13 protein-coding genes and 1 pseudogene are annotated in these 13,730 nt (G+C 63.6%); 5 read left to right on the plus strand and 9 right to left on the minus strand.

What is annotated here, in order from left to right:
* Window positions 1-7 precede the first annotated feature (7 nt).
* Window positions 8-718, minus strand: a complete 711-nt coding sequence (locus ACO08C_RS05860; RefSeq protein ID WP_421788319.1) for a helix-turn-helix domain-containing protein — start codon at window positions 716-718, stop codon at window positions 8-10.
* A gap of 96 nt (window positions 719-814) precedes the next feature.
* On the opposite strand from ACO08C_RS05860, the gene ACO08C_RS05865 reads away from it, so the two are divergent.
* Window positions 815-1,378 (plus strand): hypothetical protein, encoded by a 564-nt coding sequence (locus tag ACO08C_RS05865; RefSeq protein WP_421788321.1) that lies wholly within the window; start codon window positions 815-817, stop codon window positions 1,376-1,378.
* Here the strand turns inward: ACO08C_RS05865 and ACO08C_RS05870 are convergent.
* Window positions 1,357-2,277 carry a bile acid:sodium symporter family protein gene (locus ACO08C_RS05870; protein ID WP_421788323.1) on the minus strand — a complete coding sequence of 307 codons (921 nt, stop codon included), beginning with the start codon at window positions 2,275-2,277 and terminating at the stop codon, window positions 1,357-1,359. The genes ACO08C_RS05865 and ACO08C_RS05870 overlap by 22 nt on opposite strands.
* 128 nt (window positions 2,278-2,405) lie before the next feature.
* Between ACO08C_RS05870 and ACO08C_RS05875 the strand changes: the two genes are divergently transcribed.
* From ACO08C_RS05875 to ACO08C_RS05885, 3 genes are all read left to right on the plus strand, one after another.
* Window positions 2,406-2,861, plus strand: a complete 456-nt coding sequence (locus tag ACO08C_RS05875; protein WP_421788325.1) for a host attachment protein — start codon at window positions 2,406-2,408, stop codon at window positions 2,859-2,861.
* An 80-nt stretch (window positions 2,862-2,941) separates the two neighbouring features.
* Entirely contained in the window at window positions 2,942-4,168 is a 1,227-nt protein-coding gene (locus ACO08C_RS05880; RefSeq protein ID WP_421788327.1) for a parallel beta-helix domain-containing protein, read from the plus strand.
* Entirely contained in the window at window positions 4,168-5,283 is a 1,116-nt protein-coding gene (locus ACO08C_RS05885; protein WP_421788328.1) for an SO2930 family diheme c-type cytochrome, read from the plus strand. The genes ACO08C_RS05880 and ACO08C_RS05885 overlap by 1 nt, the downstream gene beginning before the upstream one ends.
* On the opposite strand, the gene ACO08C_RS05890 is transcribed toward ACO08C_RS05885, so the two are convergent.
* From ACO08C_RS05890 to aceA, 4 genes and pseudogenes are all read right to left on the minus strand, one after another.
* Complete coding sequence (locus tag ACO08C_RS05890) at window positions 5,280-5,672, minus strand: hypothetical protein (RefSeq protein ID WP_421788330.1); 393 nt, start codon at window positions 5,670-5,672, stop codon at window positions 5,280-5,282. The genes ACO08C_RS05885 and ACO08C_RS05890 overlap by 4 nt on opposite strands.
* Before the next feature lie 335 nt (window positions 5,673-6,007).
* Window positions 6,008-6,628, minus strand: a pseudogene (locus tag ACO08C_RS05895) (AAA family ATPase); the annotation flags it as partial.
* Window positions 6,629-6,870: 242 nt separating this feature from the next.
* A complete protein-coding gene (gene aceB, locus ACO08C_RS05900) occupies window positions 6,871-8,502 on the minus strand; it encodes a malate synthase A (RefSeq protein ID WP_421788332.1) in 1,632 nt (543 codons plus the stop codon).
* Window positions 8,503-8,523: 21 nt separating this feature from the next.
* The gene (gene aceA / locus ACO08C_RS05905) at window positions 8,524-9,807 is read right to left on the minus strand and encodes an isocitrate lyase (RefSeq protein WP_421788334.1); all 1,284 of its coding nucleotides are present in this window, start codon (window positions 9,805-9,807) and stop codon (window positions 8,524-8,526) included.
* A 157-nt stretch (window positions 9,808-9,964) separates the two neighbouring features.
* Between aceA and ACO08C_RS05910 the strand changes: the two genes are divergently transcribed.
* Window positions 9,965-11,383: a helix-turn-helix domain-containing protein gene (locus ACO08C_RS05910; RefSeq protein ID WP_421788336.1), complete on the plus strand. Its 1,419-nt coding sequence runs from the start codon at window positions 9,965-9,967 to the stop codon at window positions 11,381-11,383.
* A gap of 3 nt (window positions 11,384-11,386) precedes the next feature.
* Here ACO08C_RS05910 and ACO08C_RS05915 read toward each other — a convergent pair whose 3' ends face one another.
* From ACO08C_RS05915 to ACO08C_RS05925, 3 genes are read right to left on the minus strand one after another with little or no spacing between them, the layout of a single operon-like run.
* Window positions 11,387-11,764, minus strand: a complete 378-nt coding sequence (locus tag ACO08C_RS05915; RefSeq protein WP_421788338.1) for a hypothetical protein — start codon at window positions 11,762-11,764, stop codon at window positions 11,387-11,389.
* Complete coding sequence (locus ACO08C_RS05920) at window positions 11,751-11,978, minus strand: hypothetical protein (protein ID WP_421788339.1); 228 nt, start codon at window positions 11,976-11,978, stop codon at window positions 11,751-11,753. Before ACO08C_RS05920 ends, ACO08C_RS05915 begins: the two co-directional genes overlap by 14 nt.
* Window positions 11,979-12,034: 56 nt before the next feature.
* The gene (locus tag ACO08C_RS05925) at window positions 12,035-13,684 is read right to left on the minus strand and encodes a carboxylesterase/lipase family protein (RefSeq protein ID WP_421788340.1); all 1,650 of its coding nucleotides are present in this window, start codon (window positions 13,682-13,684) and stop codon (window positions 12,035-12,037) included.
* Window positions 13,685-13,730: the final 46 nt, after the last annotated feature.

A 13,730-nucleotide genomic window follows, 5' to 3' on the forward strand; every position in this document is an offset into this window, starting at 1 on the left:
TCCCCGGTCAGTTTTCCGGGAGTGTGGCCCGAAACTGCGCCGGGGTTAAGCCGGTGAATGCCTTGAAGGCCCGTGACAGGGCGGAGTGTTCGGAATAGCCGGCTTCGAGCGCTGCATCGATGATCGGCCAGCCGGCCCGGAGGGCGTCCATGGCGCGCTGCACTCGCAGCCGGGCGCGGTACTGTTTCGGGCTCTGCGACAGCACGGACCGGAAATCGCGTTCGAGCTGTGCAACCGAACAGCGGGTTGTAGATGCCAGGGATTCGATGGCGGGCGGGTCGGCAAGGTTATCAGCGATGCAATCGGTAGCGGCCGCCAATCGCGCATAGATGCGGTCCGCCGCGGGCCGTTTGGGCAAGCGGAACGACACGCCGCGGATTACCGGTTCGCCATTCCGCCAGGTCTGGGTCCGCGCATACAGATACCAGTGCCGCAAACCGGTATGATCGTAAGTGAAATCGAACCGGTCGATCAGCGTCTGGCCTGTGGTGACGGCGCGGTCGAGCGCGTCATAGCGGTTGACGATGCCGGTATCGAAGAAATCCGTGGTGCGGCGCCCGATGACGTCGCCAACGGACGATGCGCCGAAGAATTCCGCCAGCCGTTGATTGGCGGCGATATAGCGGCGCTCCGCGTCCTTGAGAAATTGAATACAGGCATGCTGCCGGCCGAGATTGGCCGACAAAACCAGCGGTTCGCAGGCGAGCCCAGCAGTCATGTCATCCAGCATCGGGTCCTGCGCAGTGAGGTCAAGACGGCGCGTCGATGGCTGGCGTAACGTCTGCGTGAAGTCCGGAAACGGAGACGGATCACAATGCACCTTCCCAATTTGCGGATTCTCGCGGCCCTGGCCGTGGGAACCAGCCTGAGCCCGGCGGTGAGCGCCCAGTCGAACACAGCCCCACAAGTGCCGCCGTGCTCAGGCGAGGAATCTCGTCAACTCGACTTCTGGGTCGGGGACTGGCACGCCGAATGGGATAATCCCGACGGCTCGATCGGCCGCGGAGAAAACCGCGTCTCCCGCGATGAATATGGCGATTGCGTCATCTATGAGCGCTTTATCGCCTATGATTTTCCGGGGGTCGGCCGTATCCACGGCATGTCGATCTCCAACTATTTTGCGGCCACCTCGAACTGGCGGCAGACCTGGGTCGACGATCAGGGCGGGTATTTCGCGCTATCAGGCGGTCCGGTGGAGGACGAAGATCATGTCTTCGAACTGATCAATCAACGCCCGACCGACGCCTTCCCGCATCTCCGCATGATCTGGCAAGACGTCACCGGGGATGCCTTCACCTGGCGGTGGCAGGGCCGCGCCTCCATCGACGAGGACTGGGCCGACCGCTGGGTGATCCGCTATACGCGCATGGCCGAATAACGGTCCCAGAGCCGGAACGCACCGGCCAGCGCCAGGCCGGCAAAAAGGTGCCAGATCGACCAGAAGCCGGTGACGGCTGCGGCCCCGCCGAGTGTTGGGAACTGCGTCAGCAGAATAACGAGGCCGAGACCGGCATTCTGGATGCCGATCTCGAACGTCAGCGCCCGGCGGGAGGGCGCTTTGAGCACCAGCAGGCGGCCAGCGAGCGCTCCAAGCGCGAACGCCACTGCATTGTGAAGAATGGCGACCGGTGCGATCACATCGCCGCTGGCGAGGATCAGCTCCCAGTTCGAGATCAGTCCGACGGTCACCAGCAGGACGAGAATGGCGATGGCCAGGATATAGAAGACCGGCTGGATGCGGCGGGCGATGGACGGATAGAAACTCGACAGCAACATGCCGGCCGCGAGCGGCATTCCCAGCGCCATGGCGGTCTGGAGAATAAAAGACAGGGCCTCGATCTCGACTGCGTGTATCAAGGCCGCTGTCGGCGGATAAAGGCTCGCCCAACCCAGTATCGCAATCGGTGTCACGAGGAAGGCCAGCGCGCTTGAGGCTGCTGTCAGCGACACAGAATAGGCCGCGTTGCCGCGCGCCATGAGCACCATCAGATTGGACACGTTGCCGCCCGGACAGCAGGCGACGACGATCATGCCGAAGGCCACCGATGGCGGTGGCGATAATAGCAGCGCCAAGCCAACAGACATGACCGGCAGTGCGAGCAATTGCGTCGACAGTCCGCCGAAGAACATTTTCGGATGCCGCCCGAGAAAGGCGAAGTCGGCCGGTTTGAGCGTCAGGGCGACTGAAAACATCATGACCGCCAGGCCGGCGGTCAGCCCGATCCGTGAGCCTTGGCTGACGGTCACCTCAATGGCGTCGAGTGCGGCCGCATCCAAAGCGCAATCCTTCCGAGACGAGATCGGATCATCGGGCAATTGGACGGGGTTTCAACCCGCGCAGAAGCGGTTGCGCAGTGGGGCGGGTTTCCGGCTATGATGACAGCCGGTGCAGAAGGGAGCCTCGCATGACACGTGGACCGCGCAAGACGCTCTGGGTGGCCGTCATGGACGGCAGCAAGGGGCTGGTTTTCCGCAATGACGGCGACGCCGTCTATCCGGTGCTCAAGTCGGTCGATATCCGCGATCAGGATGTGCCACCCGATCGCGAGATCCAATCCGACAAGCCGGGCCGCGTGTTTGACCGCATGGGGCATCGCAGCGCGGTCGACCAGGGCGATGCCCACGAGTTCGCGGAAAAGCGGTTTGTCGAGCGGCTCATCGCGGACCTCAACGCTGCGGCGCTGGACGGCGAGTTCGATCAGTTGTTGATCTATGCCGACAGCGAATCCCTCGGCGAGATCCGCGAACACTATCATGACGCGCTCAAGTCGCGGCTGCTCGAGGAGTTTCCGCTCGATGTGGTCAACGAGCCGGTCGACAAGCTGGAAAAGCGCGTGAAGATAGCACTGCGACCAGACTAACTCCTCGACAATCCCGGGGCGGCCTGCCTAGTCTAGCACCGAGTGAACACTGTTCAGACCGGCAGCGCGGGGAGGCTCTCATGGTCAATCTCAAACCCTGGATCACGATTCTGGCGGGTCTTTGTGTGGCCGCCTGTGGCGGCCGGGACGGCCGCGACATTTCCGGCGCGGACACCGATTTCCAGACCACGCTGATCGAGCAGCTGATCGATGCCCGGCCCGGCGATGTGATCGAGATCCCGGCCGGGATCTTCGCTTTCGACCGGTCGCTGTCGCTGACTGTGAACGGGGTCACGATCCGCGGGGCGGGCATGGACGAGACCATCCTGTCCTTCGCCAATCAGACCTCCGGCGCGGAAGGCCTGCTCGTGACCGCGAGCGATTTCACGATCGAGGATCTGGCGATCGAGGATACGCGCGGCGACGCGCTGAAAATCAATGAGGGCGACAACATCATCATCCGCCGCGTGCGCACAGAATGGACGAACGGGCCGGACACGGACAATGGCGCCTATGGCATTTATCCGGTGCAAACGCGGAACACGCTGGTCGAAGGTGTCATCGCGATCGGCGCGTCGGATGCCGGTATCTATGTCGGCCAGTCCGAGAATGTCATCGTCCGCGACAGCATCGCCGAATACAATGTCGCCGGCATTGAGATCGAGAACACGATCGGCGCCGATGTCTATGGCAATATCGCGCGGCACAATACTGGCGGGATTCTGGTCTTCAACATGCCCAACCTGCCGCAGCCGGGCCATTCGACGCGCGTCTACCGCAACGATGTGCACGAGAACAATACCGGCAATTTCGGTCACCCCGGCACGCCGGTGGCGAGCGTTCCCGCAGGCTCCGGCATCGTCATCAACTCGAATGACCGGGTCGAGATTTTCGACAATGTGATCCGCGATCACCGTACCGCCAACATCATTATCTCCTCGGTCTACTCGACCGGCTATTCCGATGTCAGCGTGCAGGAGGATTTCGATCCCTATCCGGAGACGATCTGGATCGCCGGCAATGCGCTTGGCGATGGCGGCGGGAATCCCGACAATGTCGAATTGCAGGCCCTGCGGGTGATGATGTTCGGCCTGACCGGCAATATTCCTGACGTTCTTTGGGACGGTTATGTGAATCCTGAACTGGCCGGCGAGGACGCGCTGCCGGCGGGCTATCGGATCTGCCTCGACAATGGTGACGCGCAGATGCTCAATATCGACGGACCTAACGGCTATTCCGACCCGCATATCGTGGACAACACCGATTGCGAACATGAGCGGCTGCCGGAGATATCCCTGCCCTTCTGATGCGGATCCTGTTTTTCATTTTTGCGGTCCTTTTGGCGGCCTGCAGCGAAGGTCCGCCGGAGCCGGCTTTTCATGCCGAAGGACGGCCCGAATGGTTGTCCGACTGGGGGATGATGGCGGCGCGCGACGGCCGGCTGGTGCTCGCCGACCGCGTGGAACCCTATGATCTCAATTCGGCGCTGTTTACCGATCATGCCGGCAAGCTGCGCACGGTCTGGATGCCGGAAGCCGTGTCCGCCCGCTATCGCGAGGGCGCGGTCTTCGACTTCCCGGTCGGAACCGTCATCACCAAGACCTTCTATTATCCGGTGGATGGCGACGGAAATGTGTTGCGCGGCGATGCCGCGATCATTGTCTCCGACCGCCCGGAAACGCTCGACCTGTCGCGTGTGCGGCTGATCGAGACGCGGTTGCTGATCCGGCGCGAGTCGGGATGGGTCGCGCTGCCATACGTCTGGAACGAGGATGAAACCGATGCCCGGCTGATGCGGGCGGGATATTCGGAGACGCTGACGCTTGCGGAGGCCGGCGGGACGTCACGGCCGATCAATTATCTGGTGCCGAATGTGAACCAGTGCGCCGGATGCCATGCCACCAACAATACGACGCGCGACCTCTTACCGATCGGGCTGGCAGCGCGTCACATCAATCGCGATTTCGACTATGCCGAAGGCCGGGAGAACCAGATCGCGCATTTCATCGCGTCAGGCTATCTGACGGGCACGCCGGATATCGATCAGGCGCCGCGTGCGGCGGTCTGGAACGATCCCGATCAACCGCTGGCGGCGCGTGCCCGTGCCTATCTCGACATCAATTGCGCGCATTGCCACAATCCGGTGGGTCCGGCCGATACGTCCGGACTGCACCTCAATTTCGATGCCCCGGAAAATGCCAATCTCGGCCTGTGCAAACCGCCGATCGCGGCCGGGCCGGGTTCCGGCGGGCTGCGCTTCGACATTGTCCCGGGGGAGCCGGAGCAGTCGATATTCATCTACCGGATGGCGTCGACGCGCGGCGACGAGATGATGCCTGAGCTGGGCCGGTCCCTGGCCCACGAAGACGGCGTTACCTTGATCGCCGACTGGATCGCCAGCCTCGAGGGTGATTGCGGCTAATCTTTCTGCGCGAGCGCGCGGAAACAGGCGCAGCCCGCCAATTCGGTTTCACCAAGATGGGTCAAGAGGTTGTCGACGGCTTCCGACAACAGCTCGTGGCAGGTGGTATCCAGCTTGGCGGCGGCCAGCCGCAGGCGCCGGTCTTGGTACCCGGTCAGTTCGAAGCCGGCCTCATCGTCTGGCGATGGCGGCGTGTCGAGCCCGTCGCACGGCCCCGGATGCGGTTGGGGTGGGGGGGCGGTATCCGCATCCGAGGCGTCGCGGCGTGCGACCGAGAAAGGATCAAAAGCCGCATCCGGCGCAGTCCGGACACCGGCGGGTGACGGGACGGCGGCCCCCTTACGGACGAGCAGGTCCGAGCGGAGCGATGCGTAGCCAGGCGTGCTCATGGTCAGCCTTGCCCCGCGATCCGGTGGACGAAGGCCGTGCGGCGGCCGAAGACCGCGCGCGGCGGTTGCCGCCGCTCGGTCTGGCCTTGCGGCGGACCCGCGTCGGATCTCCGGCGGTCGATACCGTCCCATTCCGGCTTGCCGTCGGCGCGCGCCTGCGGCTTGGGCAAGTCCTCCTCGCGCCAGCCCGGCAGCACAAGCTCGCCGAGGCCGGGGAGGTCCGCCTCATCCTCTTCACCGAAGATATCCGGCGCGCCACCACCCGGCGTCAACGCCGCAACGGCGAGATCGGCGGCGTCGTCATGACCGTTCAGGGATGTGCCCTGGCGCACAAAGCGGGCGCGCAGATAGCGCCAGAGCTTGGAGATTTCATCGGCCGATTTCGAGCCGTCATTGATCTCGCCGACGGTGCGGCCATCGATCATCGAGGCGGCGAAATCGGTGCGGTGGTGGACGGTGACCGGTGCGACCACGCCATGCTGCGACAGCGCGACGGCGGTTTCGCCCGTGATCCGGGCGCGCGCGGTCGCGGAATTCACAACGAAGACCAGCGGCTTGGCGAAGCTCTCGACAATGTCGACGGTCGGCCCAACCGCGCGCAGATCGTGCGGGCTAGGCCGGGTCGGCACGACGACGAGGTCGGCGAAGCGGACCACGCCGGCGATCGAGTCGGTGACGGCCGGCGGGGTGTCGATGACGATCAGCTTGAAGCCGGATTTTTCGAGATGGCGGATGCCGGCCTCCAGCTCGCCGATCGAGACACGCGCATAGGCCGGCGTGGCACTGGTGCGGGCATTCCACCATTTCGCCAGCGAACCCTGCGGATCGGTATCGATCAGCGCGACCGGGCCGTCGCCACTGCGCTCGGCTTCGACGGCGATATGCCCTGAAAGGGTGGTCTTGCCGGAGCCGCCTTTCTGCGACGCAAAAACGACGACATTCGCCTTGTCCGCCATGTGCACCCTCACACCATCGACGCCGGTCTTCCGGCTGTTCGGGCAGAAGCGGACCACAGCGGCACATAAGGGCCGTTTAAACGCATAGTTCGAATTCGAACGATCGGCGGCGATGCGCGGAAAGGGTTAGCGGGCGCTGAACGGGATTGCGCGGATTTGCATGGATGGGCGCGGCAGGCCGGATTGCGAGGAGCCTGCCGCGCCCTGCCCCCCGGTCCCGCCGGTTGGCAAGCCGGTGCGGTCTAGTCGAATTCGGTGAGACGCATGGAGACCTGCAATCCGTCGGTGAGCCGGTCATAAGCCTTGAGCGTCAGGAATTCCTCGAACGTGTCGGACAGCACCAGATTGCGCAGCAATGACGCCGCCGCCCTCACCTCGTCCGGTCCGGACAGGCGATGATCCGGATCCTCCAGGATTTCCGCCTCGGCGATGTTGATCGCTTCCTCGATCCATGGCGCATCGAGCGCCACGCCGGAATCCGTTTTGGCGCCAGCGACCCGCCATTGCCAAAGCTGGGCGCGGGCGATTTCGGCGGTGGCGGCATCTTCCATCATGTTGCGGATCGGCGCCGCGCCGCGTCCCGCCAGCCAGCCGGCGATATAGCGGATGGCGACATCGGCATTTTCGCGCGCGCCGGCCTCGGTGATGGTGCCCTCGGGCGTCGCCACGAGATCGGCCGCACTGCTGCTGACATTCAGCTTGCGGTCAATCTGGTTCGGGCCGGGCATGACATCGTCGAATGCCGCCTTGGCGATCGGCACGAGGTCCGGATGGGCCACCCAGCAGCCGTCATGACCGTTCGTAGCCTCGCGCGTCTTGTCGGCTTTAACCTGATCGAAGGCGCGGGCATTGGCCGCTTCGTCGCCCTTGACCGGGATGAAGGCGGACATGCCGCCCATGGCGTGCGCTCCCCGGCGATGGCAGACGGCGATCACGCGCTTGGAATAGGCGTCCATGAAAGGGGTCGCCATGGTGACCTGTGAGCGGTCCGGCAGGACGCGGCCGGTGTGGCTGCGCAGCCGCTTGATGTAGGAGAAAATATAGTCCCAGCGGCCGCAATTGAGACCGACGCAATAATCGCGCAGCTCGTAAAGGATCTCGTCGAGCTCGAAGGTCGCCGGCAGGGTCTCGATCAGCACGGTACAGCGGATGGTGCCGCGCTCGAGCCCGAGCACTTCCTCGGCATGGGAAAAGACCAGCGCCCAGAAACGCGCCTCAAAACAGCTCTCGAGCTTGGGCAGATAGAAGTAGGGCCCGGTGCCGCGCACGTTCAGCGCATCGAAATTGTGGTAGAGGTAGAGGCCGAAATCGAACAGCGAGGCCGAGATCGGCTGGCCGTTGACGACGACATGACGCTCGTCGAGATGCAGACCGCGCGGACGCACGATCAGAGTCGCGGCGTCCGACGAGACCCGATAACGCTTGCCGCTCTTTTCATCGGTGAAATCGATCTGGCGGCGGATCGCTTCGCGCAGATTGATCTGGCCCTCGATCATGTTGGTCCAGGTCGGCGAGGACGCATCCTCGAAATCTGCCATGAAGCAGCGGGCGCCGGAATTCAGCGCATTGACGACCATTTTGCGGTCGACCGGGCCGGTGATCTCGACCCGCCGGTCGCGCAGGTCGGCCGGGGCCGGCCGTACCGTCCATTCGGAGGCGCGGATGTCGGCGGTCTCGGCCGGGAAGTCGGGCAAGGCGCCGGCGTCGTACTCAGCCTGGCGAGTTTGACGATCCTCGAGCAGCGCTTTGCGGCGGCTGTCGAAACGGCGATGCAGGCCGACGAGGAAGGACAGGGCGTGCGGGGCGAGAATGCCCCGATAGCCGGGTTCAAGCGGGCCGAGCAGGTCGACCCCGTTGGGGTTCGTTGTGTTCATGATCGGGCTCCCGGTCTGCACCTATTCCGCCGCGAACTGGGCGGCTTCCGTGGATTCGCCCATGGCTGTGGTCGAGGCCTGGCCGCCCGACAGGGTCTGGTTGACGAGATCGAAATAGCCGGTGCCCACCTCGCGCTGGTGGCGCGTGGCGGTGTAACCGTCGACCTCGGAGGCAAACTCGGCCTGCTGCAGTTCGGAATAGGCGCCCATGCCGCGGTCGCGATAGCCGAGGGCGAGATTGAACATGCCGTGATTGAGCTGGTGGAAGCCGGCCAGGGTAACAAACTGGAATTTGTAGCCCATCGCGCCGAGCTCGCGCTGGAAGGTCTCGATCGTCGCCTTGTCCAGATTGGCCTCCCAGTTGAAGGAGGGTGAGCAATTGTAGGCCATCATCTTGCCCGGGAATTGGCGCTGGATGGCTTCGGCGAAACGGCGCGCCTCGTCGAGATTCGGCTTCGAGGTTTCCCACCACAGAAGGTCGGCATATTTCGCATAGGCGAGGCCGCGCTTGATGCAGTGATCGACGCCCATCCCCTTCTTCAGGCGATAAAAACCTTCGGCCGTCCGGCCGGCGTCATAGTCGATGAATTCATGGTCGCGCTCGTCGACATCGGAATTGATCAGCGTCGCCGATTCAGCGTCGGTGCGGGCCACTGTGAGAGTCGGCACGCCGAGCACGTCAGCGGCGAGACGCGCCGCATTGAGATTGCGCTGATGCGCCTTGGTTGCGATCAGAACCTTGCCGCCGAGATGGCCGCATTTCTTTTCCGCCGCGACCTGGTCCTCGAAATGGACGCCCGCTGCGCCCGCCTCGATATAGGCGCGCATGATCTCATAGCAGTTGAGCGGACCGCCAAAGCCGGCCTCGGCATCGGCGACGATGGGCGCGAACCAGTCGCGGGTCAGGTTGCCTTCGGACACCTCGATCTGATCGGCCCGCTGCAGGGTGCGGTTGATACGCTTGGCCAGTTCGGGACCGGAGTCGGCCGGGTAGAGCGATTGGTCCGGATACATGGCGCCCGCCTCATTGGCATCGGCGGCCACCTGCCAGCCGGACAGGTAAATCGCCTTCAGTCCGGCCCGCACCATCTGCATCGCCTGCCCGCCGGTGAGCGCGCCCAGCGCATTGATATAGGGTTCGGTCTTCAAGAGGTTCCAGAGCTTGATCGCGCCGCGCTCGGCCAGCGTGTGCTCGATGCGGACCGAGCCGCGCAGCTTGAGCACATCATCCGCCGTGTAGTCGCGCTCGATGCCGCTGAAGCGATCCGGCGTGGCGCCCGGTACCAGGTCGGTGAAATTTGTCATGTTGCAATCCTTATAATTGATTGAGCCGCGTTCATGGGCCGTTGACATCGAAGCTGAACTACAAAATTGACAGCGTCTATGGTGGCTCAACGCGAAAGAGGATCAGCTGTATTCACGATTGACTTGTCATTATGTCGTTATGTAAATTTTTGACATTATGGATTTGCCGAATGAGAAAATCTTCGCCGGAGCCCGGCTGCGGCGGTTACGCCGGGAACGCGGGCTGACGCAGGCCGACACCGCCGACCTGCTGGGCTTGTCTGCGAGCTATCTCAACCTTTTGGAGCGCAATCAGCGGCCGGTTACGGCGCGGGTCCTGCTGGCCCTGGCGCAAACCTTCGACATCGATGTCCGGCATTTCGCAGACGGGTCGGACCGGCAATTGGTGACCGATCTGGAAGCCGCGGCCGCCGATCCGGCGGTCGCCGAGCTGGCGCTTGACCGTACCGAGCTGACCGAGCTGGCCGAATCCCAGCCGCGAGCGGCCGAGGCGCTGACACGGCTGCACCAAGCCTATCGCGCTGCCGCCGATTCATCGGCGGATCTTGCAGCCCAGCTGGAGGGCGGCGACCGTCCGGGCCGGCTCAACGATACGGAGGCGGTGCGGAACGCCATTGATCGCCGCCACAATCATTTCCCGGCGCTGGAGACGGCCGCCGAACGATTTGGCAGCGAGCTGAAACTGAGCCTGGACAATCGCACATCCGTCTTCGAGGAGCGGCTGAAGACAGAGCATGGTATTGTGGTCCGGACCTTTGACGATGCGGTGATGGGAGGTGCGCGCCAGCGCATGGATTTTCATACCCGCCGGCTGATGCTGTCCGACCGGCTGCCGCCGCAAGCCCGGCCGATGCAGATGGCGACCACGTTGGCGCTCCTCGAGTTCGGGGATTTGCTGGATGGGGAAGTCAGCGATGCCGGCTTGTCTACGAAGGCCGAGTCGGCGCTCTACCGGATGGGTCTGGCACGGTATTTCGCCGGGGCCTTGCTGGCGCCTTATGAGGCCTTTCTCTCCGCCGCCGAAAAGCTGCGATACGATATCGAAGCGCTTCGGGCGCGTTTCGGTCTGAGCTTTGAGGCGGCCTGTCACCGGCTGACCACGCTGCACAAGCCAGAGCGCAGCGGCATCCCGTTCTTCATGGTGCGGATCGATCCGGCCGGAAATGTGTCGAAGCGCTTTGGCGGTGGCGTTTTGCCTTTCGCCCGATCGGGCGGATCCTGCCCCAAATGGACGCTGTTCGAAGCCTTCAGAGCGCCGGAACGCTTGCATACGCAGCGCTTCGCTTTGCCGGACGGTAGTGAATATCTGTCAATTGCCAGTGCGACGTCCCGTGCGGCCGGACCGGATGAACCGCCAGTGATGCATGTTGTCGCCGTCGGTTGCGACTGGTCGCGGGCCGGGGAAACGGTCTATGGCGACGCGCTGGCGCCCACATCGCCGACGCCGGTCGGCATTACCTGCCGCCTTTGTGAGCGGGCCGCGTGTGCGCATCGCGCCTTTCCGTCCATGCAGCGGGAGATGTCGGTCAATCCGTGGCGTCAGGCCGCCGGGCCCTATGCCAGCGACGAGCTCTAGACTTCAATCGCTTTCGCCGTCGATCACGGAGCGGACGCGCTTTCCTCGTCCAGCGATCGCCAGAAGCTGAAGGGCTTCATAGCGGTTCTGGGCTTCGGTCTTGATCTGGTCGCTGGACAGCGGATCGGCATTGAGTCGGTCACAGGCACGCTTGGCCGCCGCCAGTTGCCGCGCGATCTTGATATCGGCGAATACGTCCTTGAGCAGCTGTACGACAAATCGCCAGCCCAACCCTATCAGCACCGCCATGGCGGGTGCCAGAATCAACAGGGCGGATCTGAGGCTGCTTTCGGGTAGCAGGCTGACGAGCGAAGCAATGGCCGTTCCCGACCCGGCTCCCACCGCGCCAATTTCGAGCGTGTCGGATTTAGGCGCGCTCAAGCAATTCAGAGCCGGCGGTTGCAAGCGAGCGGCGGATGTTTGCCACATCAACTGCCGTAAGGGCATTGATATCGGCGATGTGGATTCGGTCTTTAGATGCCTCGATGACGACGTCCAGCGAGCGCCCTTGCAGGATCGACGCAATGCGCATTGCGATCGCGGCCACACTCGCTGTGATGCCGCCGATCAGGCCGAATACTGGAACAAACTCCATAATTTAAAAATACAACCTTAACGATATTCCGTCAATATCTTTAGCTATTCCTGACCCTAGCAACTCGTCAATGGTCCGAGTGCGTTTGTATCGTCAAAGTACGGTCCCTGCATGGAGGCCACGAGTTCACAGCGGCGGCCCTGGGGAATCCGGCTATCGCCATTGATCGCGGCGGCGAGCGCCTCGTTTGTCAGCCGCCCGTCCAGCATCGCCGATCCGCCCGTATCGAAGCGCATCCGCGCGGGCCCTTCGCTCCAGCGCCGCCAGCTGGCGCCCGGATCGCCCTGACGGGCAAAACGTCCCCAATAGCTGCCCATCTCCCGGGCGAGCGCTTCGCGGCCTTCCGCATTGCCGTCGGTGAAGACGAACGGATCGAGCCGCGGGCCGAAAAACTCGAAATGGTTGAAGACGAACGGAATTTCCATCGAATGCATGGCGCCGAATACCTCGGTCGTATCGAGAAAAATGTTTGATCCGCCTTCGTCCCAGTCGAACCGGTAAGCCCAGACCTCGTCATGGCCCGCCGCGACCATTGTATCGGCAATCTCATCGACACCGTTGAGCGCCCAGATCCGCGCCTGGTATTCATTGATGGCGTCATAGAGTTCCCGGTCCCGGATCCGGAAAAAGAGCCCGAAATGACGCGCGACATAATCCTCGTCGAGCGCATTGTACAATTTGGTCTCGTCGCGGTTTGTGCCGAGAATCAGCGGCACGGCATTGAACGTCTCGAGATCGTTGAAAGCCGTCATCACACCGGTGTCCGGCAGCGAGGCGCCGTCGGCGATGACCGTGGGCAGATCGATGCGGCCGCCCGGACCGGCATAGGCCGCGTACACCGCTTCGACCGGGACAGCGCGAAGGTCGTCGGCCGTGGCCCGCGGACCGGCGAGGTCTTGCGCGATTACCATTGACGGGTTGGCGGCTTCACCCAGCCGGCCTTCCGCGACATCGCGCGGAACCGAGCTGGCCGAGCCTGACTGCATGATCGCGCGGTGAAAGAGTCCGCTGGCCAGGGGCGATGCCATGAGCGCGGCAATATTGGTGCCACCGGCGCTTTCGCCGAACAGGGTGACGGTTCCGGGATCGCCGCCATAGCTTGCGATATTGGCCTGCACCCAGGACAGCGCTGCCACATGATCGGTCAGCGCGAAATTGGCGATGTCGGATCCGGCCTCGCGCAGCGCCTGATGCGCAAAAAAGCCGAGCGGTCCGAGCCGGTACTGCACCACCACCACGACGGCATTCTGGTCCATGGCGAGCTGGGCACCGTTGTACTGGTCGGCCCAGCCCCAGGTATTGCCGCCGCCATGGATCCAGACCATCACCGGCAGGTCGCGCGCGTTCGGCGGGGCGTAGACGTCGAGATAGAGGCAGTCCTCCTGACCGGCGAGCTCGCCGGCGTCGGCGCCCAGCAGATCGGCGCTAAGACCGTTTGCCATCTGCGGGCAGGCCATGGGCCGCGTCACGGCTTGGCGTTCGCCGGTCCAGCCGGCCGCCGGTTCGGCCGGAGCCCAGCGCAGGGCGCCGACCGGCGGGGCCGCAAACGGGATCGCCCGCCAGACATGGGCGCCGCTATCGGCGACATAGCCGATCAAGCGGCCTTGCGGTGTGTTGATACGCGTTTCCGGTGCCGGATCCGGCACGCGTTCGCGTTGGGCGCATCCCGAAAGCGCGACAAGGACACAAAGCAAGATCAGGCGCATCAGCCCATCCCCCAACCGATCCGGGTTCAGAATTGCTGCGAAAACC

The organism is Hyphobacterium sp., assembly GCF_965229905.1.
Lineage (GTDB): Bacteria > Pseudomonadota > Alphaproteobacteria > Caulobacterales > Maricaulaceae > Hyphobacterium.

Bases quoted from the DNA above. Each gene is read 5' to 3' on its own strand.
- ACO08C_RS05860 (WP_421788319.1), bottom strand. From the start codon at position 718: ATGACTGCTGGGCTCGCCTGCGAACCGCTGGTTTTGTCGGCCAATCTC.
- ACO08C_RS05865 (WP_421788321.1), top strand. From the start codon at position 815: ATGCACCTTCCCAATTTGCGGATTCTCGCGGCCCTGGCCGTGGGAACC.
- ACO08C_RS05875 (WP_421788325.1), top strand. From the start codon at position 2,406: ATGACACGTGGACCGCGCAAGACGCTCTGGGTGGCCGTCATGGACGGC.
- ACO08C_RS05880 (WP_421788327.1), top strand. From the start codon at position 2,942: ATGGTCAATCTCAAACCCTGGATCACGATTCTGGCGGGTCTTTGTGTG.
- ACO08C_RS05885 (WP_421788328.1), top strand. From the start codon at position 4,168: ATGCGGATCCTGTTTTTCATTTTTGCGGTCCTTTTGGCGGCCTGCAGC.
- ACO08C_RS05890 (WP_421788330.1), bottom strand. From the start codon at position 5,672: ATGAGCACGCCTGGCTACGCATCGCTCCGCTCGGACCTGCTCGTCCGT.
- aceB (WP_421788332.1), bottom strand. From the start codon at position 8,502: ATGAACACAACGAACCCCAACGGGGTCGACCTGCTCGGCCCGCTTGAA.
- aceA (WP_421788334.1), bottom strand. From the start codon at position 9,807: ATGACAAATTTCACCGACCTGGTACCGGGCGCCACGCCGGATCGCTTC.
- ACO08C_RS05910 (WP_421788336.1), top strand. From the start codon at position 9,965: ATGGATTTGCCGAATGAGAAAATCTTCGCCGGAGCCCGGCTGCGGCGG.
- ACO08C_RS05920 (WP_421788339.1), bottom strand. From the start codon at position 11,978: ATGGAGTTTGTTCCAGTATTCGGCCTGATCGGCGGCATCACAGCGAGT.
- ACO08C_RS05925 (WP_421788340.1), bottom strand. From the start codon at position 13,684: ATGCGCCTGATCTTGCTTTGTGTCCTTGTCGCGCTTTCGGGATGCGCC.